Origin of the sequence: Shinella sp. WSD5-1 (genome assembly GCF_963942435.1) — a bacterium.
GTDB lineage: Bacteria > Pseudomonadota > Alphaproteobacteria > Rhizobiales > Rhizobiaceae > Shinella > Shinella yambaruensis.
This window is the reverse complement of sequence record NZ_OZ012596.1, coordinates 12,916-37,308: the sequence shown is the minus strand read 5'-3', so window position 1 is coordinate 37,308 and position 24,393 is coordinate 12,916. Positions and strand designations below refer to the sequence as shown.

Below are 24,393 nucleotides of genomic sequence, written 5' to 3'. Positions count from 1 at the left end.
ACCCTATGGCAGCACCAGCTCCATTGCAGCAACCGGTTCAGCCCATTGCCGGCATTTCGGGCGCCGTGAAGCGCTATGCCGGCGTCGTTGCGCTGGACCGTGTCGATTTCGCCGTGCGGCCGGGCGAGGTGCGCGCCCTGCTCGGCAAGAACGGCGCCGGCAAGTCGACGCTGATCCGGCTGCTCACCGGCGCCGAGACGCCTGACGAGGGAACCGTGACGCTGGCCAGCGAGGCCCTCGACCAGTCCGGCGAGAACCGGACGCGTCAGGCCTCGGCGCTTGGCGTGCGGTCCGTCTACCAGGAACTCAGCCTGGTGCGCGATATCAGCATCGCGGAGAACATGTTCCTCGGTGCCTGGCCGCGCCGGTGGGGTGTGCTCGACCATCGCGAGATGCGCCGGCGCACCGCCGAGGCGCTGGAAAATCTTGGTCTCTTCCTCGATCCGGCGACCGTGATCGCCGCGCTCAGCCCCGCCGAGCGCCAGCTCGTCGAAATCGCCCGCGCCACGATGGGCGCGCCGAAGCTGGTGATCCTCGACGAACCGACGAGTTCGCTGGCGGCGGCGGAGGTGGAGCAGGTGTTCGCGGCGGTCCGCCGCATGCGCGAGCGCGGGGTCGCGCTGATCTATGTCAGCCACCGCATGAAGGAGATCCGCGAGATCGCCGACACGGCAAGCGTGATGCGCGACGGCCACATCGTCTCGACGCTCGATATCGGCGCGGCCGACACGCGGGACATCGTGCGCATGATGCTCGGCCATGACGAGAAGAAGGACGACCTCGTGACGCCCCGTGCGGCCGGAAAGACACTGCTGTCCGTCCGCAATGTCAGCTATCGGCCGAAGCTCCAGGATATCAGCTTCGATCTGAGGCAGGGCGAGGTGCTCGGCATTGCCGGCCTGCTCGGTTCGGGCCGGACGGAGCTTCTGCGCATCATCGCCGGCCTGGAGCGGGCCGATGCCGGCAGCGTGAGCCTCGATGGTGTCGACGTCACCGGCGAGAGCTGGGCCGGCATGCTGAAGCGCGGGCTCGGCATGACGCCGGAAAGCCGCAAGGACGACGGCATCGTGCCGCTGCTCGGCATCGACGAGAACACGGTGATGACCGACGCCAGTGCCGTGACATCCTATGGGGTCCTGTCGGCCCGGCGGGTTGCGGCCGCGACACGCGGGATCGTCGAGCGCATGAGCGTGAAGGCGCCGGAGACGACGACGCCGATCGGCACGCTGTCGGGCGGTAACCAGCAGAAGATCGTGATCGGCCGCTGGGTCTATGCCGGCTCGCGCCTGCTCCTGCTCGACGAGCCGACGCGCGGCGTCGACGTCGAGGCCAAGAGCCAGATCTACGCCATCATCCGCAAGCTCGCGGCCGAAGGCCGGAGCATCGTCTTCGTCTCCAGCGAGATCGAGGAACTGCCCCGGGTCTGCGACCGGGTGCTGGTGCTGCGCGAGGGCCGCATCGTGAAGACCTTCACCGCGCCCGGTATCAGCACCGACGACCTGATGACCGCCAGCATCGCTGGCCAAGTGCCCGACCCTGCCGGTCGGGACCATCGAAATGGAACGGACCATGACTGACGCCACTGCCGCACGGGCGGCCGCAAGGCCGCAGCGCCGCCTCGATTTCCAGCGCATGAACGAGATCGGCCTATTGGTCGTGATCGCGCTGCTCTATCTCGCCTTCTATCTCTACGCCAACAACTTCCTGACCTTCCGCAACCAGGTGTCGATCCTGCGCGATGCGGCGACCTTCGGTATCGCCGCCTGGGGTGCGACGCTGATCATCGTGGCGGGCGAGATCGACATCAGCGTCGGGCCCATGGTGGCCTTCCTGTCGGTCTGTTTCGCCTTCCTGCTGAAGTCCGACGACATGCCCATGGTCATGGCCTTCCTCTCGACGCTGGTCATCGGCGGGGCGCTCGGCGCGATACCCGGCATCCTGCGGGCCGTGTTCGACGTGCCGTCCTTCATCGGCACCCTCGGCCTCTGGAGCGCGCTGGGCGGGCTGGCGCTCTATTTCACCGACTCCGTCCCCGTCACCATTCCGGCGAACGATTTTCTCGACTGGCTGGGCGGCGAGCTGTTCGGCCTGCCGATCTCGGCGCTTGTCATGTTCGTCCTCTTCGGCGTCTTCGTCTTCATCAGCCGCAAGACGGCATTCGGCCGCTCCATCTTCGCCATCGGCGGCAATGCCAGCGCCGCGCATCTGGCGGGCATCAAGGTCCGGAACATCCGCGTGGCGCTGTTCGTCATCGCCGGCGTGCTCGCCGCGGTCACCGCGATCCTGCTCACCGCGCGGAACGGCGTCGGCGATGCCAGTGTCTCGCGCAGCGGGCTCGAATTCAGCGTCATCTCGGCCGTCGTGGTCGGCGGCACGGCGCTTTCCGGCGGGCGCGGCTCCATCCTCGGCACGCTGCTCGGCATCTTCGTCATCTCGCTGATCGGCAACGGCCTCGTGTTGATGGGCGTCAACTCCTACCTGCAGCCCGTCGTCAGCGGCGTCATCATCGTGGCGGCCGTGCTGCTGAACATCCTCGCCTCCCGCTACGGCGCGCGGCGCAACCGCAAGGGTGCGTAAGACATGGCCGAGACGCTGAAACCCATCGATTGCGACGTGCTGGTGGTCGGCTCCGGCCCCTCGGGCGCGGTCTTCGCCAAGCGTGCCGCGGAGGCAGGCATGCGCGTCGTCTGTCTCGAGCAGGGCGACTGGGTCGACTACTCCAAGGCGATCTCGGACAAGCCCGGCTTCGAACTGACCGCCTCGCGCGACTGGCAATATGTGCCGACCAAGCGCGAAAAATCCGGCGACTACCCCATCGCCGTCGAGGATTCCGATATCATCCCGCTCTACTGGAACGGTGTCGGCGGATCGTCCATCTCCTGGGCGGCGAACTGGATGCGCAACCTGCCGAGCGATTTCCGCGTGCGCACGCTCGACGGCGTCGCCGATGACTGGCCGATCTCCTACGAGGACCTGATGCCGCACTACGCGCGCACCGAGCGTGAATTCGTGGTGTCGGGCGTCGCAGGCGATCCGATGTATCCCGGACAGGACGAGCTGCTGCCGCCGGTGGACCTGACCAGGGCGGGCCGCCTCGTCGCCGCCGCGCAGAACAGGCTCGGCTGGCACTGGTGGCCCGGCACCAACGCCATCGCCACCGTGCCCCGCAACGGCATGGAGCCGTGCCAGCAGCGCACCGCCTGCATGTGGGGCTGCGTGGAGAAGGCGAAGGCCTCGACCGACCGCACGCACTGGCCGGCCCTCATCAGCCAGGGCGTGCGCCTCGTGACGAATGCCCGCGTCATCCGCATCGAGCTCGACCGGAAGGGGCTGGCGCGGGGTGCCGTCTATATCGACCGTACGACGGGCAGGGAGCATCTCGCCAAGGCCGCCATCGTCGTCATCGCGGCCAACGGCATCGGCACGCCGCGCCTGCTGCTTTCCAGCCGCGTGCCCGGCAAGGAAGATGGCATCGCCAACAGTTCCGGCCTCGTCGGCAAGCGGCTGATGCTGCATCCCACCGCCGCGGTCGTCGGCCTGTTCGACCAGCCGCTCGAAAGCTATCGCGGCGCCTGGGGGCAGGTCGCCTACACGCTGCAGTTCTACGAGACATCGAAGGACCGCGACTTCGTGCGCGGCTCGAAATGGAGCCTGCAACCGACCGGCAGCCCGGCCCAGATCGCCCGCCGCTGGCCCTGGGGGGACGAGAACCAGCTCTGGGGCGAGACCTTCCACGAGGAGTTCGCCCGCCGCTTCGGCCGGTCGGTCTCGTGGGGCATCATCTGCGAGGACCTGCCGGACACGGAGAACCGCGTGGAGCTCGACGAGGCGGCGCCGGACGACACCGGCATGCCGGGCGTGAAAATCCACTACAAGACGGGCGAGAACTCCCGGCGCATGCTGAAGTTCATGGTCGAGCGGGCGCGGGAATCGCTGATCGAGGCGGGTGCCTACCGTACCGTGACCGCGCCGCAAAGCCGCGAATCCGGCTGGCACATCCTCGGCACGGCGAAGATGGGCGACGACCCGAAAGACAGCGTGGTCGACCGTTACGGCCGGGCCCATGACGTTGCCAATCTCTTCATCGTCGACGGCAGCGTTTGGCCGACCTCGGCCGGCGTCAACCCGACCGCCACCATCGCCGCCTTCGCTTCGTGGAGCGCCGCCCATGTCGTTGCGAACCGGGCAAGCCAGAGGATGGCGTCATGAGCACCGAACCGTTGACCCAGGCCGAACGCAGCCGTCTCGAAGGGCTTTCCGATACCCTCATCCCGCCGGCTCCCGGTCATCTGTCCGCCAGCGAGGCGGGCATTGCCGGCGCGCTTCTGGAGCAGGCGCTGGCCTATGCCCCCGGCTTGGTCACCGTGCTGCGCAAGGTCATCGCCGCCGTCGGCGATGCGCCGCCGCGCCCGGCGCTGCTTACGCTGAAGGCGGCGGATCCGGCGACCTACGACACCTTCTGCGAGACCATCGCGGCCATCTACTTCCTGTCGCCGGACGTGCGCGCGGCCGTCGGCTTTCCGGGGCGCGAGCCGAAACCGGCGCGGGTCGATGTCGCCGATATCGAAGACCTGCTGATGCCGGTGCTGGAAGCCGGCTTTGCGCCGCGTGCCATCTAGGGAGAGCCGACCATGCTTCTCGAAGGCAAAAGAGCCATCGTCACCGGCGGATCGCGCGGCATCGGCAGCGCCATCGTCGTGGAGTTCGCCCGGCAGGGTGCGGATGTGGTTCTCGGCTATTTCGGCGAGAACGACAGCGGCTACGGCAGGGCTTCGGCGGTCGACGGCGTCGTTGCCGAGGTCGAGGCGCTCGGCCGCAGATGCGTGCCCGTCGAAGGCAATATCGGCGAGCCGGCCACGGCCGCGAAACTGGTCGATGCGGCGGTGACGGCGTTCGGTGGCGTCGATGTTCTGTCCTCCAATGCCGGCATCTGCCCGTTCCACGGTTTCCTCGACATGCCGCCGGAGATCCTGCAGCGCACCGTCGCGGTCAATCTCGAGGGGGCTTTCTACATCTGCCAGGCGGCGGCCAACCGGATGAAGGCGCAGGGCACGGGCGGCGCCATCGTCGCCACGAGCTCGATCTCGGCGCTCGTCGGCGGCGGCATGCAGACGCATTATACGCCGACCAAGGCCGGCCTGCATTCGCTGATGCAGTCCACCGCCATCGCGCTCGGCCCCCATGGCATCCGCTGCAACTCGGTGATGCCGGGCGCGATCCTGACGGACCTCAACCGCGAGGACCTCGAGGATGAGGAGAAGCTTGCCTATTTCAGCAAGCGCATCCCGCTCGGCCGCATCGGCCAGCCCGGGGACGTCGCGACCTGCGTCGCCTTCCTCGCGTCCGACATGGCGGCCTATGTCACCGGCGCCTCGCTGCTCGTCGACGGCGGCATGTTCGTCAATCTTCAATGACAATCCACCTGACCGCCGGAGCAAGGCCATGAGTTCACCCTTCCGTATCGCCGCCGTGCGCACCTATCTCGTGGAAAGCCAAGGGGATGGCGGCGATTACCACCGGCAGAAGGAGGGGCACTGGCTGATCGACACGCTGATCAGCAACCCGATGTCCGCCTATCCGGACTACAAGGCCAGCCGCACGAGCTGGGGCATCGGCGTGCTCGGCTCCATCGTCGTCGAGATCGAGACGGAGACGGGGGCGACAGGCGTTGCCACCGGCTTCGGCGGGCCGCCCGCTCTCTGGCTGATCCGCAACCATTTTTCCCGCTTCCTCGTCGGCCAGGATGCCCGAAACATCAACCGCATCTGGGACCAGCTCTTCCGGGCCTCGATGTTCTACGGCCGCAAGGGCCTGCCGATCGCCGCGATCAGCGTGGTCGATCTTGCGCTGTGGGATCTCGTCGGCAAGGTACGGGGAGAGCCGGTCTACAATCTCATCGGCGGGCTGAGCCGCGAGGAGATCAGCTTCTACTGCACGGGGCCGGCGCCGGACGCGGTCAAGGCGCTCGGCTTCTGGGGCGGCAAAGTGCCTTTGCCGCATGGCCCCGCGGATGGCGAGGAGGGGTTGCGCGCCAATGTCGCCTTCCTCGCCCGACACCGGGAAAAGGTCGGCCCCGGCTATCCCCTGATGGTGGATTGCTACATGTCGCTCGACGTGCCCTATGCCATCAGGCTGGCGGAAGCCTGCAAGCCGCTCGATATCTACTGGTGGGAGGAGGCGCTGCATCCGGACGACGTGGAGGGCTTCCGGCTGATCAAGCAGGCGCAGCCGACCGTCCGCTGGACCACCGGCGAGCACGAATATTCGCGCTACGGCTTCCGGCGGCTGATCGAGGAACGGCTGATCGACGTCCTGCAGCCGGATGTCATGTGGGTGGGCGGCCTCACCGAGCTGCTGCGCATCTCCGCGCATGCCTCGGCCTATGACATCCCTGTCATCCCGCATGGCAGCGGCCCCTATTCCTACCATTTCATCGCCTCCCAGCCGCACTCGCCCTACTGCGAATACGTCGCCGCGAGCCCGGACGGGCGCTCCGTGCTGCCGGTCTTCGGCCGGTTGTTCAGGGACGAGCCGATGCCGCGGAACGGCAAGCTCACCGTCGGGAATGCCCCCGGCTTCGGCATGGAGATCGCCGACCGGGCGATGCTGACGCTTTTCGAATAGGACAGGATCAACAGGATGAACCAGATCGACCTCACCGGCCAGACGGCCGTCATCACCGGCGGCGCGCAGGGCCTCGGCTTCGCCATCGCTAGGCGCATCGCCGCGTCGGGCGCAAGGGTCGCGCTTTGGGACGTGGACGCTGCCGAACTGCAAAGGGCCGTTGCCGAACTCGGCGAAGCGGCATGCGCCGTCCCCGTCGACATCACCGATCCGCAGGCGGTGGTCGATGCGGTGGCGCGGACCGAGGCGGAACGCGGGCCGATTTCCATCCTCGTCAATTCGGCCGGCATCGCCGGGCCGAACCATGCGCTCGACGACTATCCGCTCGACGATTGGAAGCGCGTCATCGACATCAACCTCAACGGCGCCTTCTACGTGAACCGCGCGGTGGTGCCGGGCATGAAGGCGCGCGGCTACGGCCGCATCGTCAACATCGCCTCGATCGCCGGCAAGGAAGGCAACCCCAACGCATCGGCCTATTCAGCCTCGAAGGCGGGGGTGATCGGCATGACCAAGTCGCTCGGCAAGGAGCTGGCCGGCCAGGACATCGCCGTCAACGCCATCACGCCGGCCGCCGCGCGCACCCGCATCTTCGACCAGATGAAGCAGGAGCATATCGACTACATGCTGTCGAAGATCCCGCGCGGCCGGTTCCTGGAGGTCGACGAGGCCGCCAGCATGGTCGCCTGGCTCGTCTCCCGCGAAAACAGCTTCACCACCGCCTCCGTGTTCGACCTTTCGGGCGGCCGGGCGACCTATTGATGCCGGCGGGCTGCCATGGGTAATTCCAGCAAGGGAACGTTGCGGCCTGCCTGCTGCGCCGACGGACTACGCCGGCTGACTTGCCTCATGCCGGCCGGTCCTCATCGTCCTGCCTGACCCGGGCGGTGCTCTCGCGAACGACGATTTCGACGGGGAGGATCGTCTCCATCGGAATGTCTTCGGCCTTGTCGCCATTCATGAGCTTCAGCAGCACGGTGGCGGCGGTTTGGCCGGCGCTGTGCTGGAGAATCCGCACGGTCGTCAGCCGGGGACGGATCAGTTCGAGGAACGGCATGTCGTTGAAGCCGGTGACGGAGATCTCGCGGGGGCAATCGATGCCGTGCTCGCGCAGTTCGTCGATCGCGCCCAGCGCGAGACGGTCGTTGGCGCACAAGGCGGCGGTGAATCTCCTGCCCGATGCCAGCAGTTCCCGGATGCAGCGCGCGCCCTCCTTCTCGTCGAAGCGCCGGGCTGTCGCCACGAGGGCCGGATCGAAGTCGAGCGAGAGTGTCGCGGCGGCATTGCGGAAGGCGGCCAGGCGAAGCTGGCCGGTCGACAGATCCTGCGGGCCGGCCACATGGGCGATGTCGCGATGCCCGAGGTCGCGCAGATGGCGCAACATCTCGCAGATGCCGGCATCCTCGTCATTGATGATGTAGGGGATCTGCGAGTTCTCGACCATGCGGTTCAGCGTCACCACCGGCAAGCCTTCGGCTGCCGCCCTCGCGATGGAAGGGTCGCTCCTCAGCACCGCCGCGTGGATGATGCCGTCGACGCCGCGGTCGCGCAGCACGTCGACGAGGCGGGTTTCCCTGTCCCGCTCGCTGTCGGTGTTGACGATGATCGACGCATAGCCAAGCGGCTCCAGAACGCTTTCGATGCCGCGCAGGATCGGCGGGAAGATGACGTTGGTAATGTCGGGGATCATCACGCCCACGGTCATCGTGCGATTGGTCCGCAGGCCCGCGGCGATGCGGTTCGGCCGATATCCCAGCGCGTCCGCCGCAGCCTGGATGCGGCTGGCGACCTCCTCCGTGATCGACTTGCGCTCGACCGGATCCAGGGCCCGGGAGACGGTGGATACGTGCACGCCCGTCTCACGGGCGATGTCCTTCAGCGTAATCCGTTTCTGCCGCATCTGGCCCCCTTTGATTTGCACATATTAGCAGATCGCGGACGGCGTACGCAATCGTTTGCAAAAATCCTTGACCAAACGCAAGTCCCATGATACCTCATCTTCGCAATCGATTGCACGGAAAGGCTTGGAGGAGTGTTCGTGCATCGAGCAACTGCTTGGTCGTCAAGGAGGGCGGGCGAGCAAACATCCCCAATGGACCCGGACGGAAAAGCGGGCAAGGCCGCAGGACGAACTTTGCCGGGCATGGAACGCAGCCGGGTGTCTTAATAGCGGACGCCTGGTCATCGATGCAATCGAGCGCTAACGGGAGGAAGGCGTATGAGATTGAACACATTGCTCGCGGCAACGGCCGCGGCGGCGATAATGGCAGGCGCGGCGCATGCCGAAAACCTGAAGATAGGCGCTTCGCTGCCGATTACCGGCGGCCTGTCGGTCAGCGGCGAGAAGCACAGGCGCGGCTATGAACTCTGCACCAAGCTGATCAATGACGCCGGCGGCATTCTCGGCCGGCAGGTCGAGCTGGTCGTCAGCGACAACCGGTCGGACACCGCAACCGCGATCAACCAGTATGAGCGCTTCATCAATGTCGACAAGGTCGAGGTCGTATACGGCACGTTTTCGAGCCGCCTGACCTTTCCCGTCGCCAGCATCCTTTCGAAATACAACATGGTGCACGCCATTCCCTCGGGCGGCGCCTTGCGCATCTACGAGCAGGGTTACAAGAACCTGTTCTACTTCCAGGTCAACGCTGCCGAATATACCGGCAAGGACGTGGCCGCGGTGATCAAGCAGCTCATTCCGGCGGGCGAGGCGCCGAAGTCTGTCGCCGTGGTCTCGGCCGACGACTTCTTCGCCAATGCCATCGAGGCGGGCCTGCTCGGGCAGAAGGTGAAGGACCCGGCGACCGACAAGGAGATCGCCGACCTGGCACCAGGCTATCTCTCCGACGCGGGCATCGAGGTGCTGATGCAGGAAAAGTGGCCGGAGGAAGGCTTCAACGACTGGCTGAACCTCGCCAACTCGATCAAGCGCTCCGGCGCAGAAATGGTCATCGGCCTGACGGCCTCGGCGGAGGAGGCCGTGCAGCTGACACGCAGCCTCAAGACCGTCGGCGCCACGCCCAAGCTGGTCTATCTCAGCCAGGGCGCGCAGACGGAGTTCGTCGAGGGCGTCGGCAAGGAAGCGGCCGATGGCGTGCTGAACCACACCACCTGGCACAAGGACGTGCCGTTCGAGAGCACGCTGGCCGGCAAGCCGTTCAACAATGCCGACTTCGTCAAGGCTTTCACCGCCGAATACGATGTCGAGCCGGATGAGGACAGCGCCATTCCGTTCGCCGTTTGCCAGGGCATCGAGCAGGCGATCCTCGGGGCGGGCACGACCGACAATGCCAAGATGGGTGAATGGCTGCATGCGCGCACCAAGGACGATCCCGTGCGCACCGTGCTTGGCCGCTTCTCCTGGGACGAAGTCGGCCTGCCGGTGGAGAAGTCCCACATCATGACGCAGTGGCAGGACGGCAGCCTGACCTTCGTCTACCCGACCGGCGAATTCGAAGGCGTGTCGCCGTTCCGCTACCCCAAGAACGGGTTCTGAGAAGACGGCAGCGGAAAGGTGCCCGGCGTGGGCATCTTTCCCACTGCGGCCATTGTCGGCGCAACTCGGAAGAGGAGATGGCGCATGCTTGAAGTGAAGAACCTCTGTAAGCATTTCGGCGGCATCAAGGCCGTCGACGGTGTCACGTTCACGGTCGAGAAAGGCGCGATTACCGCCCTGATCGGACCGAACGGCGCCGGGAAGACGACCGCGTTCAATTGCATCAGCCGGACGGCGGCGCCGACATCGGGCGAGGTCTGGCTCGACGGCGAGCGGATCGACCACCTCCGCCCCCACAAGATCACGGCGAAGGGCCTCAGCCGGACCTTCCAGATCTCGCGCAATCTCGGCGACATGACCGTGATCGAGAATGTCATCGTCCAGTCCAGGGTCGATGGCCTGCGCGGCCTGTTCCGCCCGGCCATGTCGCGGGAGGAAAAGGACAAGGCGATGTCGATCCTCGATTTCCTCGGCATCACCCGCATCGCCCACGAGGATGGCCACAACCTTTCCTACGGCCAGAAGAAGCTCATGGACCTTGCCGCGCTCCTGATGTCCGATCCCAAGATCATCCTGCTCGACGAGCCGGCCGGCGGGGTCAACCCGTCGCTGATGGAGGAGATCGTCGGCCATATCCGCGCGCTCAACGACAAGGGCCTGACGGTGCTGATCGTCGAGCACAACATGGACCTGATCATGCGGCTCTCGCACAAGGTCGTGGTCATGGCGCACGGCAAGGTCATCTGCGCCGGCACGCCCGATGTGGTGCGCAAGGATCCCCATGTGCTCGATGCCTATCTCGGCGGCGTCCTGGAAGACGAGGCAGCCTGATGACGAAGCTTCTGGAGGTCACCAACATCACCGCCGGCTACGGCGACGGCCCCGCCATCATCGATGGTGCCCAGCTGACCATCGAGCCCGGCAAGGTCCATTGCATCATCGGCCCGAACGGCGCCGGAAAATCGACGCTGCTCAAGGCGATCTGCGGCATGCTGTCGATCCGCAAGGGCGACGTCGTGTTCAAGGGCGAGCGGCTGAACGGGCTGCGCCCCGACCAGATCCTGCGCAAGGGCATCTGTTTCGTGCCGCAGGAGCGCGCACTGTTCGCGAAGATGACCGTGCGCGAGAACCTGCGCATGGGCGGCTTCATCCTCGACGACAAGCGGGAGCTGGAGCGCCGCATCGACGGCATCCTGGAACGCTTCCCGATCCTTCGCGAGCGTGCCGACCAGCATGCCGGCACCATGTCCGGCGGCCAGCAGCAGACGCTCGCCATGGCCCGCACGCTCATCATCAAGCCCGACATCGTCATGCTCGACGAACCGTCCCTCGGCCTGGCGCCGAAGGTCGTCCAGGAGATGTTCGACATCATGAAGATGATGTCGGCGGAAGGCGTCACCGTGCTCCTCGTCGAGCAGAATGCGCTGATGGGCCTCAAGAACGCCGACTGGGGCGTGGTGCTCGATCTCGGCCGGACGCTGTTCGAAGGCCCGGCCGCCACGGTGCTGGCCGATCCGCGCATCCAGGAACTTTACCTCGGCGGCAAGAAGGCCGCCTGACGAGGAACAGACATGGCAGAGATATTGCAGATTCTGATCCTGGGCCTGGCGCTTGGCGGCGTCATCGCCCTCATGGGCTCCGGCCTGTCGCTGGTCTTCGGCGTGATGCGCATCGTCAATCTCGCCCATCCCGCGCTGATCATCGGCGGTGCCTATATCACCTACCTGGCGTTCAAGACGTTCGACATCGATCCGATCGCCATGCTGCCCGTCGCAGCCGTCGCCATGGCCGCCGTCGGCGTGGTGCTCTACCGGCTGCTGTTCCAGCGGGAGGCCAAGAGCGCCAAATATTCCGAGATGACGGTGCTTCTCACCTTCGCGCTGGCAATGATGGTGGAAGGGCTGCTCGGCGGTCTCTTCACCAACACGCAGCGGGTGACGTCGCCCGACTACGCCACCGCCGCCTTCTTCATCGGTGATGTCTTCATCCCCAAGGGGCAGCTCTATGCCGGCCTCGTCTCGCTGGCGATCATCGCGGCGCTGTCCCTGTTCCTCAAATATTCGCGGCTCGGCTATGCCATCCGCGCCACGACGCAGAACCGTGAGGCGGCGGAGCTCCTCGGGGTCAACGTGCAGTTCATCAGCGTGCTCGCCTTCGCCATCGGCATCGGCCTTGCGGGCGCCGCCGGATCGCTGGTCAGCTTCGTGTTCAGCTTCTTCCCGGCCAAGCACTGGGAATGGATCGCCATGCTGATGTCGGTGGTGGTGCTCGGCGGCATGGGCAGCATCCTCGGCACGGTGGTGGGTGCGCTGATCCTGTCCGTTGTCGCCGCCTTTGTCGGCACCTGGATCGGGGCGACCTGGTCGACGCTGACCTTCTTCCTCGCCCTTTTCATCATTCTGCTGGTTCGGCCCCAGGGTCTGTTCGGCGAAAAACCGGAGATGGCATGATGGCCGTTACCCTTCAGGATTCCAGCGCCAGCGCCGTCATCGAGGCACGCCGCGCCCACAACGAGAAACTGTCGCGCAAGGCGGACCAGACCCGGGCGACCTGGTTTCCGCTCACGCTGCTTGCGCTGCTTGCCGCGATGCCGCTGCTGCAATTCGTCGGCAACTACAATTACGTCCTGCACCTGGTGCTGTTCACCGCGTCCTATGTCGCCATGGCCTCGGGCTGGAACATCCTCGGCGGTTTCGCCGGCTATGTCTCGCTCGGCCACGCCGTGTTCTTCGGCGTCGGGGGATATTTCTCCGGCATGCTTCTGGCGCGCTACGGCATTTCCACGCTGATCACCGCGCCGCTCGCCGGCCTCGTCGCGGCGGCCATCGGCTATGCCGTGGGCTTGGTCACGCTCAAGGTGCGCGGCCCGAGCTTCATCATCTCGTCGATCGCCCTTCTGATGATCGCCCGCATCCTGTTCGACAACTGGCATTTCATCGGCGGTGCCAACGGCCTGACCCTGCCGCCGAACGATCTGTCGGTGCAGTGGGCCAAGCTGCCCTACTACTATGCGATGCTGGCGATCGCGGCCTTCACCATATGGTCGGCCTACAAGATCAAGCACTCGAAGTTCGGCCTCGGCCTGCGTGCTCTTTCGAAGGACGAGATCAAGGCGGAAAGCGCCGGTATCGACACGCGCTTCTACAAGGTCGCGGCCTTCGCGCTCTCGGCTTTCTTCGTCGGAATGGTGGGCGCGGTGTGGGGGGAGTATCTCACCTATCTGCGGCCGAACATCTTCCTGCTCATCCTGGTCTCGGCCAACATGGTGCTGATGTGCATCCTCGGCGGCAAGGGCACGATCGCCGGGCCGGTGATCGGCGCGATCCTGATCGTCGCGCTCAACGAGCTCTTCGTCGCCACCATGGGGGCCTCCGAAATCAACATTCTCGGCACCGGCCTGGTGATGGCGATCGGCCTGATCTTCTTCCCGCTGGGACTGGTCGGAACCCTTGCCAGAAGCGGAAGGCTCCCCCGCATCCTCAACTGGGACTAGCAGGGCGCCGCCAGGCCCCGACATCGAGGATACGGCTCGTACGGTCAACGAGAGGAAAACGACATGCCGGAATTCGTTCTCTACAACGCGCCGCAGTCCACATGCAGCCAGCGGGTCCGTTATGTGCTTCATGCGAAGGGCAGGGTCTTCGAGGAGCACAGGCTCGATCTCTTCAAGGGGGATCAGCTCACGCCCGAATACCTCGCGATCAATCCCAATGGCGTGGTCCCGACCCTGCTGCATGACGGCGCCCCGGTGACCGATTCCGCCGTCATCATGGAGTATCTGGAGGACATCCTCGGTAGCGTTACGCCGCTGAGGCCCGGCGATCCGCTCAAGGTGGCCGAGATGCGCGCGATGCTGCGCTTCATCGACGAGGTGCCGACGCCGGCAATCCGCGTGCCGTCGTACAACCTCGCCTTCCTGCCGCACTTCCAGGCGATGGGCGATGAAGAGTTCCAGGCGCTGTGCGACAGCAAGCCCCTGCGCCGCGAATTCCTCATGAAGATGGGGCGCACCGGGTTCCCGAAAGCCGAGATGGACGAGGCCCTGGCGCGCCTGCAGCGCGGCATCGACCGCATGGCGACATGGCTTGCCGCCAGCGGCGGGCCCTGGCTGATGGGCGCGGAGCTCAGCCTTGCCGATATCGCGATCATGCCCGTCATCGTGCGGATGGACGACATCCGGCTTGCCGGAATGTGGTGCAAAGCGCCCGCCATCGGCCGCTGGCTCGAGAGGGTCCGGCAAACGCCCGCCTTCTCCGCGACCTACTATCACGGGTCGCTGCTGACCGAGAAGTACCCGCATCTCGCGGCCGCCGCCAAGCGGCGCGAACCCATGGACGCATGAACGCAGTGGAGGATGAAATGGACTATGTCAGCACCCCGCCCAAGCTCATCACCAGGGAAGCCGACGTGACGCCCACCGTTCTTGCGGCGATGGCGGACACCGACAATCCCCGGCTGAAGGAAATCATGACCGTGCTGGTGGAACACCTCCACCAGTTCATCCTCAAGACGCGCCCGACGGAGGAGGAGTTCGAATATGCGCTGCGCTGGATCGTCGAGATCGGCCAGCGGACGAACGAATTCCACAACGAGGTGGTGCTCGCCGCCGACGTGCTCGGCGCATCCACGCTGATCGACCTCATCAACAATGACGGCATGCAGGGCGAGACGATGTCGGCGCTGCTCGGGCCGTTCTACCGCGGCGATGCGCCGGTCTGCGCGAACGGCGACTGTATCGCCCGCTCGCAAACGCCCGGTGCCACGCTTTTCTTCTCCGGCAGGGTCATCGGAACCGACGGCGCGCCGATCGCCGGGGCCATGCTCGATGTGTGGCAGGCATCGCCGGTTGGCCTGTACGAGAACCAGGATGAAACCCAGGAGGATTGCAACCTTCGCGGCAAGTTCATCAGCGAGGCCGATGGCCGGTATCATTTCCGCTCGGTCAAGCCCGCCGGCTATCCGGTGCCGACCGACGGGCCTGTCGGCGTGCTGCTGCGGGCCCAGAACCGTGAACCGATGCGGCCGGCGCACGTCCATTTCATCGTGTCCGCGCCGGGGCACAAGACCCTGATCACGCAGATTTTCTCCGACACGCCCGAGGCGCTGGCGGCGGATGTCGTGTTCGGCGCCAAGCAGCAGATCGTCGGCAACTTCGTCATGCATACCGCGCCGCATCCCGATTATCCGGATGCGAGCCTGCCCTTCTACACCTGCGAATACGATTTCAAGCTGGTGCCTGGCAAGTCGACGCTGCCCGTCCCGCCGATTTCGGGAAAGAAGAGCTGAGCCATGGCTGCGCAAGACTCCCATCGTCCTCTTGAGGGCAAGGTGGCCGTCGTTGTCGGAGGCTCCGGCGGTATCGGTCGCGAGACCTGCCGGATGCTTGCCGCCGCCGGTGCCACCGTCGTCGTCGGCTACCGTTCGGGCAGGCAGAAGGCGGCGGAGATCGTCGGCGAGCTTGCCGGCGAAGGCCATGTCGCGCTGCCGGTCTCCATCGAGGAGACCGCGACGATCGAGGCGTTCCGGGATGGAGTGCTGGAAACGTTCGGCCGCGTGGACATCCTGGTCAATACGGCAGGCGTCACGGAGCCGGTGGCGCATGGCGACCTCGATGCCCTGACCGACGCGATGATCGACCGCATCTTCATCAACAACTGGCGCGGTGTCTTCGCCACGATCCGCGCCTTCGCGCCGGCGCTGAAAGCAAGTGGCGACGGCCTGATCGTCAACGTCTCGTCGATCGCCGCCTTCACCGGCATCGGCTCGAATGTCGCCTATTGCGGCGCCAAGGCGGGCCTCGACATCATGGCGAATTCGCTCGGCCGGGCGCTCGCCCCCGAGATCCGCGTCATGGTGGTCTCGCCCGGGGCCGTCGACACGCAATTCGTGCCCGGCAGAGGCAAGGAATTTGCCGACAAGGTCGCCGCGACCACCCCGCTCAAGCGGATTACCAGCCCGCTGGACGTCGCCGAGGCGATCGTTTCCTGCGCCACGCACCTGAAGTTCTCGACCGGCAGCCGGATCGTCGTCGATGGAGGAAGGCACCTGTAATGCAGCCGAAAGTCATCATCACCTGCGCCGTGACCGGCAACCTGACGACACGGGAGAACCATCCCGGCCTGCCGGTGACGCCGGAAGAGATCGCCGATGCCTGCCTCGAGGCGGCGGATGCCGGGGCCGCGATCGCCCACATCCACGTGCGCGATCCCGAAACGGCGAAACCGTCCATGGAGCTGAAGCACTATCGCGAGGTGGTCGAAAGGATCAGGGCGAAGAACAGTGCCCTGATCCTCAACGTGACCACGGGACCGGGAGGACGCTATCACCCGAGCGACGAGAATCCGGCGGTGGCCGGCCCGCGCACGACGCTGATGCGGCCGGAAAAGCGCGTCGAGCATATCACCGCGCTGAAGCCCGACATCGCCACGCTCGACCTCAACACCATGACCTTCGGCAACGAGGTGGTGATCAACACCCCCGGCAATGTGAAGATCATGGCCGACCTCATCAACGAGGCCGGCTCCAAGCCGGAGCTCGAGGTCTTCGATACCGGCCATATCGTGCTCGCGCAGGACCTGATGAAGGCGGGTGTGCTGAAATCACCGGCGATGTTCACTATCGTCACCGGTGTCAAATACGGCTTTCCCTCCACCACCGACGTCATGGCCACCGCCGCGCGCATGCTGCCGCGTGATGCCGCGTGGACGGGCTTCGGCGTCGGCCGGATGTCGTTCCCGATGGCGATGCAGGCCTATCTGCTCGGCGGGCATGTCCGCGTCGGCCTTGAGGACAATTCCTACATCGCCAAGGGCGTGCTGGCGAAGGGAAACGGCGAACTGGTGGAGCGCGCCCGCGACCTCATCGAGAAACTCGGCGGGCAGATTGCCGGTCCGTCGGAGGCCAGGGAAATCTTGGGGCTTGCGGCCTGAGCGGCGCAGCTGGAGCAAAGGAGACGAAGACATGAACATTCAAGCAAGCGCCAAAGCCGGCAATGCCCTCAGGGTTTCCCAGAAGTCGCCGGATCTCGACAACCTTCTGATCGATGTCGTCGAGGTGGCCGTACCGCGCCCCGGCCCCGGCCAGGTGTTGGTCGAGGTCGTGGCGGCGGGGGTCAATCCCAGCGACGTCAAGGCCTCGCTCGGCCACATGCCGCATGCCGTCTGGCCGCGCATACCGGGCCGCGACTTCGGCGGCATCGTGCGCGAGGGACCGTCGCAGATGATCGGCATGGAGGTCTGGGGCGGCGGCGGCGAACTCGGCATCAGCCAGGACGGCAGCCACGGCAAATGGATGGTGCTCGACCAGAAGGCGGTGCGCGCCAAGCCGGAGAATTTCTCGATGGAGGAGGCCGGCTCGGTCGGCGTGCCGTTCATCACCGCCTATGAGGGCCTGCGCGAGGCGGGCGGCGCCAAGCCGACCGACGTCGTTCTCGTCTGTGGCGGAAACGGCAAGGTCGGGCAGGCGGCGATCCAGCTTGCCACGATGGCCGGGGCGAAGGTCTTTGCCGTCGAATACAATGCGCAGCCCTTGATGGGCCACGCCAACGGCCCGGTCACGATGCTGAACAGCGCCGTCGACGATGTCGCTGCCATCGTTCGCGACATGACCGGCGGCCATGGCGCCGATATCGTCTTCAACACCGTGGGCAGCCCCTATTTCGAGATTGCCAACAAGGCGATGGCCAAGCAGGCGCGGCAGATCTTCATCTCGACCTTCGACCGCGCCGTGCCCTTCGACATCTTCAACTTCTTCCGCGGCCGCCACAAATATATTGGCATCGACACGCTGGCGCTGTCCTCCGTCGATGGCGCGCGAATCTTCGACAGGCTGAAGCTGAAGTTCGAGGAGGGCCTGCTCAAGCCGTTCCCGATCAACCCCGACTGCTGCTACGACCTCAAGGATGCTGCGAAGGCCTATGCCTCGGTGCTGCGCGGAACGCCCGAGCGGGTGCTGCTCAAGCCGTAAGGAGAGATCATGCAGGTCACCCGCTACAGCGAGGCGAAGCCTTACGAGGCTCCCGAACATTACGACATGCGCTGTCTGCGCCTGCAGGGCAAGGAGGCGACGGCGACGGATACGATCTGGATCGGCCTGTCGCATCTCCTGCCGGGCGGGCGCACCTCGCTCAAGGGGGCGGCGGTGGAGAAGATCTACATCGTCGTTGCCGGCGAAGTCACAGTTGAAACCGTCGATGCCGTCGTCACGCTCGGTGTGCTCGACAGTTGCCGGCTGGCGCCGGGCGAGGCGCGCGTGCTGGTCAACCGTACCAACGCGCCGGCATCGATCCTGCTTGCGATGCCGACCTGAAACCGAACGAACGGCAAAACATGTCGTGCGGAGCGGAAAGACACCGGTCGAAGGCGGAATCCTGTCCGCGTGAACCCAGGCGTTTGATCCCTGACGATGGGATATATCCGGCACCGCTGGAAGGACAAGAGAATGAGCGAGACGGAAAACAGGTTGCTGAGCGTGGTGGAACACTGGCTGCCGCGCATGGAGGTTGCCGGCATCCCTTCGGCGACGGCAAAGGCCGTGATCGACAGTGCCGGTGTCTGGGAGAACTGGCTTGCAGCCTGGAGCGCCGAAGGCGACCGCCATGCCGGGATGGGCGAGGCGGCCCTTGCGCGGGGCCGCAGGGTCACCGCCGGCGAGGCATTTGCCCGCGCCAGCCTGTTCTACCACTTCGGCCAGTTCATGGCTTTCGACGACCTTGACGCGAAGGAGCGCGTCGCGGCGCTGAAGGTGGCAGCGTTCCGCAAGGCCGCGCCGCTGCTGGAGCAGCCCGGCGAACCGGTCGAGGTGCCGTTCGAAGGCGGCGTGCTGCGCGGCTATCTCCGCCGGCCGGCGGGGCAGGAGCCGCATCCGCTGGCGCTCATCATCCCCGGCTCGGATTCCACCAAGGAGGAGTTTCCGGCGTTCGAACGGCATTTTCTCCTGCGCGGCATGGCGACGCTGTCGCTCGACGGTCCGGGACAGGGCGAGGGCCGGTCGCACGGCCACCTGCGGGCCGACGTCGCGCCGGCCGTCGCCGCGGCGATAAAGGCGGTCGAGGGCCGGCCCGGCCTTACGGGCGCCGTCGGCCTGGTCGGCATGGCCTTTGGCGGCTTTCTGGCGCTCCGGGCGGCGGCGCTGGAAGGGCTCGCCGCCGTCGTTTCCATCAATGGCTTTTATGATCTCGGGGCGCTCTGGCCGACATTGCCGAAGGTCTACCAGGACAACATGACCTTCGCGCTGGGTGGTGACGACGTCGTCGAAAGCGCCCGTCGTTTCACCCTGGCGGATATCGAGGGGCCGGCGGTGCCGGCGCTCGTTCTGCATGGCGGCCGCGACAGGATCTTTCCGCCGTCGGAAGCGCAGAAATGCGCCGATACGTGCAGGGCCGGTGCGGAACTGCATGTCTTTCCCACCGGAAACCACGTCTGCAACAACATCCCCTGGATGTACCGGCCGCTCGTCGCCGACTGGCTGGCGGAACGGTTGAAGGCGTAGCGCAGCGGGGCAATGGAGCCGGATGGCAGCTCGTTCGGGCTGGTGTGAAACAGGAAAAGTCCACTCGAAACTGGACGATTGTCCACCACAAGCGGACGCCGGCGCCTGATCCGATATCCCGGGTGCTGATACCAATTGCGGCACAGCGGAAGGCCAGCAGCCGACCGCTTTGCACTCAAGGGGAGCGAAGATGATTCACGCCGATGACGGGATATTGTCCCAGGAACAACGCCTGATGCGTGACAGCTGCCGATCGTTTGTCGACGATGTGGTGACGCCGTTCATCCGGTCGAACTGGCAGCGCGAATGGGACATGAGCCCGGGCGAACGGTTGCCGGGCGCGATCCTCGAAGGCGCGGAAGCGATCGGCATCCGCACCCTCGGCGTGCCGGAGGAATTCGGCGGGATCGATCTCGAGCGGGAGACCGAGGTGCGCACCTTCGCCCTGATCGCCGAGGAGATCGCCCGCGGCGATTCGGGCCTTGCCGACAAGCTGGTGCAGAACTGGAAGGTCTCGATCGTCATCCGCCAGTTCGCGGCGAAACACCTGCAGGAAAAATGGTTCCCGCGCCTGCTGGAGGACCCGAAGTTCCTCCTGGCGCACTGCCTCACCGAGCCGAGGGGCGCCTCCGACCGCTGGCTGCCCTACAACGTCCCGGAAGCCTCCATGCACACCAGGGCGGTGCCGGACGGCGACCACTGGGTCATCAACGGCCGCAAGCAGTTCATCTCGAATGGTTTCGACGCCAGCCTCTATGTCGTCTATGCCAATACCGATCCTTCCGTCGGCATGCTGCAGGGCACGTCGAGCTTCCTGGTTCCCCGCGAAACGCCGGGCCTGACCATCACCAAGTGCAACGAGACGATGGGCTGCCGCTTCATGAACAACGGCGAGCTGGTCTTCGAGGATTGCCGCATCCCGGCCGACTACCTGCTCGTCAAGAGCACGGCGCTGGCCTCCGCCGGCCAGTATTTCCGCGCCGGCAAGATCATCCAGGCGGCCAAGAACCTCGGTGTCGGCGTTGCCTGTTTCGAGCGCACGGCCGACTATGTCCAGAACTATGTCCAGGGCGGGCGCATCCTGATCAAACACCAGGCCGTGGCGCTGCGGCTCGCCGACATGGCGACGCGCATCGAGGCCGTGCGCTCGCTGGTCGAGCGAGCGTCGAAGGCGGTGGACGAAGCGCATCCCGACGCAGACGTCCTGTGCAACATGGCGAAGGTCTACGCGTCGGAGGAGATCATGAAGGTCGCCACCCACGCGCTGGAGCTTCACGGCGGCAACGGTGCGATGCTCGAATTCGGCATCGAGAAGCTGTTCCGCGATGCGGCGATCTTCCTGCACATGGATGCGACGGTCGATGTCAGCCGCATGAAGATCATCAAGAACATGTTCCCCGCCACCGCCGGCAAATATGCCGGCCCGGAAACCTGAAGCGAAGCGGGCGGGCGGGCGGCAGGGCCGGAGGACCCTGCCGCCTGTCCCGGCCAAGGGAGGAACACAGATGAAGATACTGGTTGCGGTGAAGCGGGTTGCCGATCCCAATGTCAAGGTGCGTGCCCTGGCGGACGGTTCGGGTGTCGACCTTGCGAACATCAAGATGACGATGAACCCGTTCGACGAGATCGCCGTCGAGGAGGCGGTCCGCCTGAAGGAGGCAGGGCTGGCGAGCGACGTCGTCGCCGTGTCGATCGGTTCCGAAAAATCCGCCGAGACCCTGCGCACGGCCCTCGCGATGGGGGCGGATCGTGGCCTGCTGGTCCGCACGGATGCGGTTGTCGAGCCGCTCGCCGTCGCCAAGATCCTGAAGGCCGTCGCCGAGGCCGAAAGGCCCGACATCATCATCACCGGCAAGCAGGCGATCGACGACGACGCCAACCAGACCGGCCAGATGTTGTCGGCGTTGCTGGGGTGGGGGCAGGGGACGTTTGCCTCGAAGCTCGTCGTCGGCGACAAGGCGATCGAGGTCACCCGCGAGGTCGACGGCGGCCTGCAGACGGTCGGCCTGCCGCTTCCGGCGCTGGTCACCGCCGATCTCAGGCTGAACGAGCCGCGATACGCCTCGCTGCCCAACATCATGAAAGCAAAGAAGAAGCCGATCGATGAACGGACGCCCGCCGACTACGGCGTGGCCGTCGAGCCGCGCCTGACGGTCGTGCGGGTGCACGAGCCGGCAACCCGCAAGGCCGGCATCAAGGTCGGCTCGGTGGGCGAACTTGTCGAGCGGTTGCGTATGGAAGCAGGAGTTCTCTGATGACCATTCTCGTTCTGGCAGAGCATCAGGATACGCAGCTTGACGACGTCACCGCCAAGGCGGTCTCCGCCGCAGGGCGGATCGGCGGCGAGGTCCACGTCCTTGTCGCGGGGTCCGGCTGCCAGGCGGCGGCCGAAGCGGCGGCGGGCCTTGCGGGCGTCGCCCGGGTCCTCCTCGCGGACGACCCCTCCCTGTCGAACCGGCTCGCGGAGCCGGTGGCGGCCCTGGTCGTCAACCTTGCGGGCGGCTACGACGCCGTCCTCGCACCCTCGACCACCAGCGGCAGGAACATCCTGCCGCGCGTCGCCGCGCTGCTCGATGTGATGCAGATATCCGACGTCGTCGCGATCGACGGGCCGGACCTGTTCCAGCGCCCGATCTATGCGGGCAACGTGATCCAGACCGTGCGGTCCACGGACGCGAAAAAGGTGCTGACCATTCGCGCATCCTCCTTCCCCGCCGCGTCCGTCGCGGCGGCGGCAGTGCCGGTCGAAGCTGTCGCCATCCCGGAAAACCCCGGCCGGTCGACGTTCGTGCGGAGCGAATTTTCGCGGTCCGAGCGTCCGGAACTGGCGGGGGCGCGGATCGTCGTGTCGGGCGGGCGGGCGCTGGCCTCCGCCGAAAACTTCGAGACTGTGCTGGCACCGCTGGCCGATACGCTGGGCGCTGCGATCGGCGCGAGCCGCGCGGCCGTCGATGCCGGTTATGTCTCGAACGATCTCCAGGTCGGCCAGACGGGCAAGATCATTGCGCCCGACCTCTACATCGCCTGCGGCATTTCCGGTGCGATCCAGCATCTCGCGGGCATGAAGGATTCCAGGGTGATCGTCGCGATTAACAAGGATCCCGATGCACCGATCTTCCAGGTCGCCGACTATGGTCTGGTTGCCGATCTGTTCGAAGCCGTGCCGGAATTTCATGCAGCGGTTGCCGAAGGCGCAAAAGCCTAGGTGATCGGGAACCACGTCTCGCCAAACGACCGCAGACAGGAGCGAACATGGCCAAGGGAAGGGGCAGGAAGACGGTGCCGCCGCATTCGGATCCGGACGAGAATCCGGAAGATCGGACCGATGCCGTCCCCTTTCGCTCCTACGCGCTCGACAGGTCCGACAGCCCGCGTTTCCACATCCGGCTGGTGGAGAACACCCAGCGGCTCTACCTGGCCCACAAGCATGATTATTTCCAGATCCTCTATTTCCTCTCGGACGCCCCGGCGATGCGGATCGGCCTGACCTCGCACAAGCCCAAGGCCGGCTCCATCTACTTCATTGCACCGATGGTGCCGCACCAGATCCGGTTCGACTATGCGACGCGCTGCATCGTCGCCTATTTCGATCTCGACTTCCTTCGCCCCAATATCACGCGGTCCTACCCCATGGCGGAGCTGGTGCGGCTGGCGTCGGAACTGACGCCCTTCGCCTGGCAGAACCATGTGAGTTTCGATCTCGACGCCGCGCAGAGCGAACGAACGGAGCGCGCGATCGCTTCGATGATCGAGCAGCACCGATCCGAGCGTATCGGCGCGATGGAGATCGTTCGCGCCGAGCTGACGCTGATGCTGGCCACCCTGTGCCAGGACTACGAGGCCGAATTCGCGGAACTGTCGAGGACCCTGCCGGTGGTCGGCCGCGACAGCGGGCACATGCGCCGCATCGCCGAGTTCATTGGTGAAAACTATACGCGCGGCCCGAGCCTCGATGAAGCGGCTGCGGCGGCGCGCCTTTCCAAGAGCCGGCTATGTGCCCTGATCCGCCAGTATACCGGCACCAGCTTTCAGGTGCTGATCCGCGAAATGAGGATCGAGGACGCGCGGGAGCGCCTGGTTCTGACCGACGATACGATCGGCCAGATCGCCTACCGCGTCGGCTACAACGACGAGAAGTATTTCCTCCGGGCGTTCAAGAGTTCGGCGGGGATGACGCCGAGCGCCTACCGGCTGAAACGGGCCAAGGAAAACCTCGCCGCCTCCTTGCCCGAGCGACCCTTCTCGCCGCAGGCGGGTACCCGGCGTTCGGTTCCGACCTCTCTCGACAGTGCCGCGAGGCGCAAACCATGAGCTCTTCCATCTCATTCCAGCTCAACGGATCAATGGTGCGGGTGGATGATGCTGGCGACGAGCCCCTTCTCTTCGTGTTGCGGAACCGGCTCGACCTCAAGGCGGCCCATTTCGGCTGTGGCCTGGAGCAGTGCGGCGCATGCGTGGTCAGCATCGACGGGCAGGCGCGCTACTCCTGCACGCTGCCGGTGTCTGCGTTGGCCGGGGCCGATGTGACGACCCCCGAGGGGTTGGGTGGCGATCCCGTCGGGATGGCGCTGCTCGAAGCGTTCGAGGCAGAGCAGGCCGGCCAGTGCGGCTATTGCATCTCCGGCATCCTGATGCGTGTCCACGCGCTGCTCAAGGCGCAATGCCGGCCGAGCCGCGAGGCGGTGGTTGCCGCGCTCGACAAGCATCTGTTCCGGTGCGGCGCGCATGGCAGCATCCTTCGGGCCGTCGAGCGCGCCGCGGCCCGTCTCGGCGGGGGAGCATGA

The 24,393-nt window shown here is 65.7% G+C and carries 25 protein-coding genes; 24 read left to right on the top strand and 1 reads right to left on the bottom strand.

Translation table 11 applies throughout. The annotated features are described in order from the left end of the window. The first annotated feature begins 5 nt into the window (after positions 1-5). Genes AABQ55_RS00155 through AABQ55_RS00125 form a run of 7 tightly spaced genes read left to right on the top strand, consistent with a single transcriptional unit; the run spans position 6 to position 7,386 of the window. The gene (locus AABQ55_RS00155; RefSeq protein WP_272806790.1) at positions 6-1,577 is read left to right on the top strand and encodes a sugar ABC transporter ATP-binding protein; all 1,572 of its coding nucleotides are present in this window, start codon (positions 6-8) and stop codon (positions 1,575-1,577) included. Further along, positions 1,570-2,577 carry an ABC transporter permease gene (locus AABQ55_RS00150; protein ID WP_272806789.1) on the top strand — a complete coding sequence of 336 codons (1,008 nt, stop codon included), beginning with the start codon at positions 1,570-1,572 and terminating at the stop codon, positions 2,575-2,577. The genes AABQ55_RS00155 and AABQ55_RS00150 overlap by 8 nt, the downstream gene beginning before the upstream one ends. A 3-nt stretch (positions 2,578-2,580) precedes the next feature. After that, positions 2,581-4,209, top strand: a complete 1,629-nt coding sequence (locus AABQ55_RS00145) for a GMC family oxidoreductase (protein WP_272806788.1) — start codon at positions 2,581-2,583, stop codon at positions 4,207-4,209. Beyond that, on the top strand, positions 4,206-4,619 hold the full coding sequence (locus AABQ55_RS00140; protein WP_272806787.1) for a hypothetical protein: 414 nt from the start codon (positions 4,206-4,208) through the stop codon (positions 4,617-4,619). The genes AABQ55_RS00145 and AABQ55_RS00140 overlap by 4 nt, the downstream gene beginning before the upstream one ends. Before the next feature lie 12 nt (positions 4,620-4,631). Beyond that, on the top strand, positions 4,632-5,414 hold the full coding sequence (locus AABQ55_RS00135) for an SDR family NAD(P)-dependent oxidoreductase (RefSeq protein ID WP_272806786.1): 783 nt from the start codon (positions 4,632-4,634) through the stop codon (positions 5,412-5,414). Positions 5,415-5,442: 28 nt separating this feature from the next. Then, positions 5,443-6,624 carry an L-rhamnonate dehydratase gene (rhmD, locus tag AABQ55_RS00130; RefSeq protein WP_272806785.1) on the top strand — a complete coding sequence of 394 codons (1,182 nt, stop codon included), beginning with the start codon at positions 5,443-5,445 and terminating at the stop codon, positions 6,622-6,624. Positions 6,625-6,639: 15 nt separating this feature from the next. Next, entirely contained in the window at positions 6,640-7,386 is a 747-nt protein-coding gene (locus AABQ55_RS00125) for an SDR family NAD(P)-dependent oxidoreductase (RefSeq protein ID WP_272806784.1), read from the top strand. A gap of 85 nt (positions 7,387-7,471) precedes the next feature. Here the strand turns inward: AABQ55_RS00125 and AABQ55_RS00120 are convergent, their stop codons facing one another. Further along, entirely contained in the window at positions 7,472-8,524 is a 1,053-nt protein-coding gene (locus AABQ55_RS00120) for a LacI family DNA-binding transcriptional regulator (protein WP_272806783.1), read from the bottom strand. Between the two features lie 318 nt (positions 8,525-8,842). On the opposite strand from AABQ55_RS00120, the gene AABQ55_RS00115 reads away from it, so the two are divergent. The 17 genes from AABQ55_RS00115 (at position 8,843) to AABQ55_RS00035 (ending at position 24,393) form a co-directional block, all read left to right on the top strand. Next, positions 8,843-10,120, top strand: a complete 1,278-nt coding sequence (locus tag AABQ55_RS00115) for an amino acid ABC transporter substrate-binding protein (RefSeq protein WP_272806782.1) — start codon at positions 8,843-8,845, stop codon at positions 10,118-10,120. 84 nt (positions 10,121-10,204) lie between these two features. Next, positions 10,205-10,951, top strand: a complete 747-nt coding sequence (locus AABQ55_RS00110; protein WP_272806781.1) for an ABC transporter ATP-binding protein — start codon at positions 10,205-10,207, stop codon at positions 10,949-10,951. Beyond that, positions 10,951-11,679 (top strand): ABC transporter ATP-binding protein, encoded by a 729-nt coding sequence (locus AABQ55_RS00105; RefSeq protein ID WP_244769744.1) that lies wholly within the window; start codon positions 10,951-10,953, stop codon positions 11,677-11,679. The genes AABQ55_RS00110 and AABQ55_RS00105 overlap by 1 nt, the downstream gene beginning before the upstream one ends. A 12-nt stretch (positions 11,680-11,691) precedes the next feature. After that, positions 11,692-12,570, top strand: a complete 879-nt coding sequence (locus AABQ55_RS00100; protein ID WP_244769745.1) for a branched-chain amino acid ABC transporter permease — start codon at positions 11,692-11,694, stop codon at positions 12,568-12,570. Continuing rightward, a complete protein-coding gene (locus tag AABQ55_RS00095) occupies positions 12,567-13,613 on the top strand; it encodes a branched-chain amino acid ABC transporter permease (RefSeq protein ID WP_272806780.1) in 1,047 nt (348 codons plus the stop codon). The genes AABQ55_RS00100 and AABQ55_RS00095 overlap by 4 nt, the downstream gene beginning before the upstream one ends. Positions 13,614-13,676: 63 nt before the next feature. Further along, complete coding sequence (locus AABQ55_RS00090) at positions 13,677-14,462, top strand: glutathione S-transferase family protein (protein ID WP_272806779.1); 786 nt, start codon at positions 13,677-13,679, stop codon at positions 14,460-14,462. A gap of 17 nt (positions 14,463-14,479) precedes the next feature. Beyond that, positions 14,480-15,406 (top strand): dioxygenase family protein, encoded by a 927-nt coding sequence (locus AABQ55_RS00085; protein WP_272806778.1) that lies wholly within the window; start codon positions 14,480-14,482, stop codon positions 15,404-15,406. Between the two features lie 3 nt (positions 15,407-15,409). Next, the gene (locus AABQ55_RS00080; RefSeq protein WP_272806777.1) at positions 15,410-16,171 is read left to right on the top strand and encodes an SDR family NAD(P)-dependent oxidoreductase; all 762 of its coding nucleotides are present in this window, start codon (positions 15,410-15,412) and stop codon (positions 16,169-16,171) included. Continuing rightward, positions 16,171-17,049, top strand: coding sequence for a 3-keto-5-aminohexanoate cleavage protein (locus AABQ55_RS00075; RefSeq protein ID WP_272806776.1), 879 nt, complete (start codon positions 16,171-16,173; stop codon positions 17,047-17,049). Before AABQ55_RS00080 ends, AABQ55_RS00075 begins: the two co-directional genes overlap by 1 nt. A gap of 31 nt (positions 17,050-17,080) precedes the next feature. After that, entirely contained in the window at positions 17,081-18,085 is a 1,005-nt protein-coding gene (locus AABQ55_RS00070) for a quinone oxidoreductase family protein (RefSeq protein ID WP_272806775.1), read from the top strand. Between the two features lie 9 nt (positions 18,086-18,094). Then, positions 18,095-18,427: a cupin domain-containing protein gene (locus tag AABQ55_RS00065; RefSeq protein WP_272806774.1), complete on the top strand. Its 333-nt coding sequence runs from the start codon at positions 18,095-18,097 to the stop codon at positions 18,425-18,427. Between the two features lie 132 nt (positions 18,428-18,559). Continuing rightward, positions 18,560-19,609: an alpha/beta hydrolase family protein gene (locus AABQ55_RS00060; RefSeq protein ID WP_272806773.1), complete on the top strand. Its 1,050-nt coding sequence runs from the start codon at positions 18,560-18,562 to the stop codon at positions 19,607-19,609. 190 nt (positions 19,610-19,799) lie between these two features. After that, a complete protein-coding gene (locus AABQ55_RS00055; RefSeq protein WP_272806772.1) occupies positions 19,800-21,044 on the top strand; it encodes an acyl-CoA dehydrogenase family protein in 1,245 nt (414 codons plus the stop codon). Between the two features lie 70 nt (positions 21,045-21,114). Then, complete coding sequence (locus AABQ55_RS00050; RefSeq protein WP_272806771.1) at positions 21,115-21,864, top strand: electron transfer flavoprotein subunit beta/FixA family protein; 750 nt, start codon at positions 21,115-21,117, stop codon at positions 21,862-21,864. Continuing rightward, the gene (locus tag AABQ55_RS00045) at positions 21,864-22,814 is read left to right on the top strand and encodes an electron transfer flavoprotein subunit alpha/FixB family protein (protein WP_272806770.1); all 951 of its coding nucleotides are present in this window, start codon (positions 21,864-21,866) and stop codon (positions 22,812-22,814) included. Before AABQ55_RS00050 ends, AABQ55_RS00045 begins: the two co-directional genes overlap by 1 nt. A 47-nt stretch (positions 22,815-22,861) precedes the next feature. Beyond that, positions 22,862-23,920, top strand: a complete 1,059-nt coding sequence (locus AABQ55_RS00040; RefSeq protein WP_272806769.1) for a helix-turn-helix transcriptional regulator — start codon at positions 22,862-22,864, stop codon at positions 23,918-23,920. After that, a complete protein-coding gene (locus AABQ55_RS00035) occupies positions 23,917-24,393 on the top strand; it encodes a (2Fe-2S)-binding protein (RefSeq protein WP_272806768.1) in 477 nt (158 codons plus the stop codon). Before AABQ55_RS00040 ends, AABQ55_RS00035 begins: the two co-directional genes overlap by 4 nt.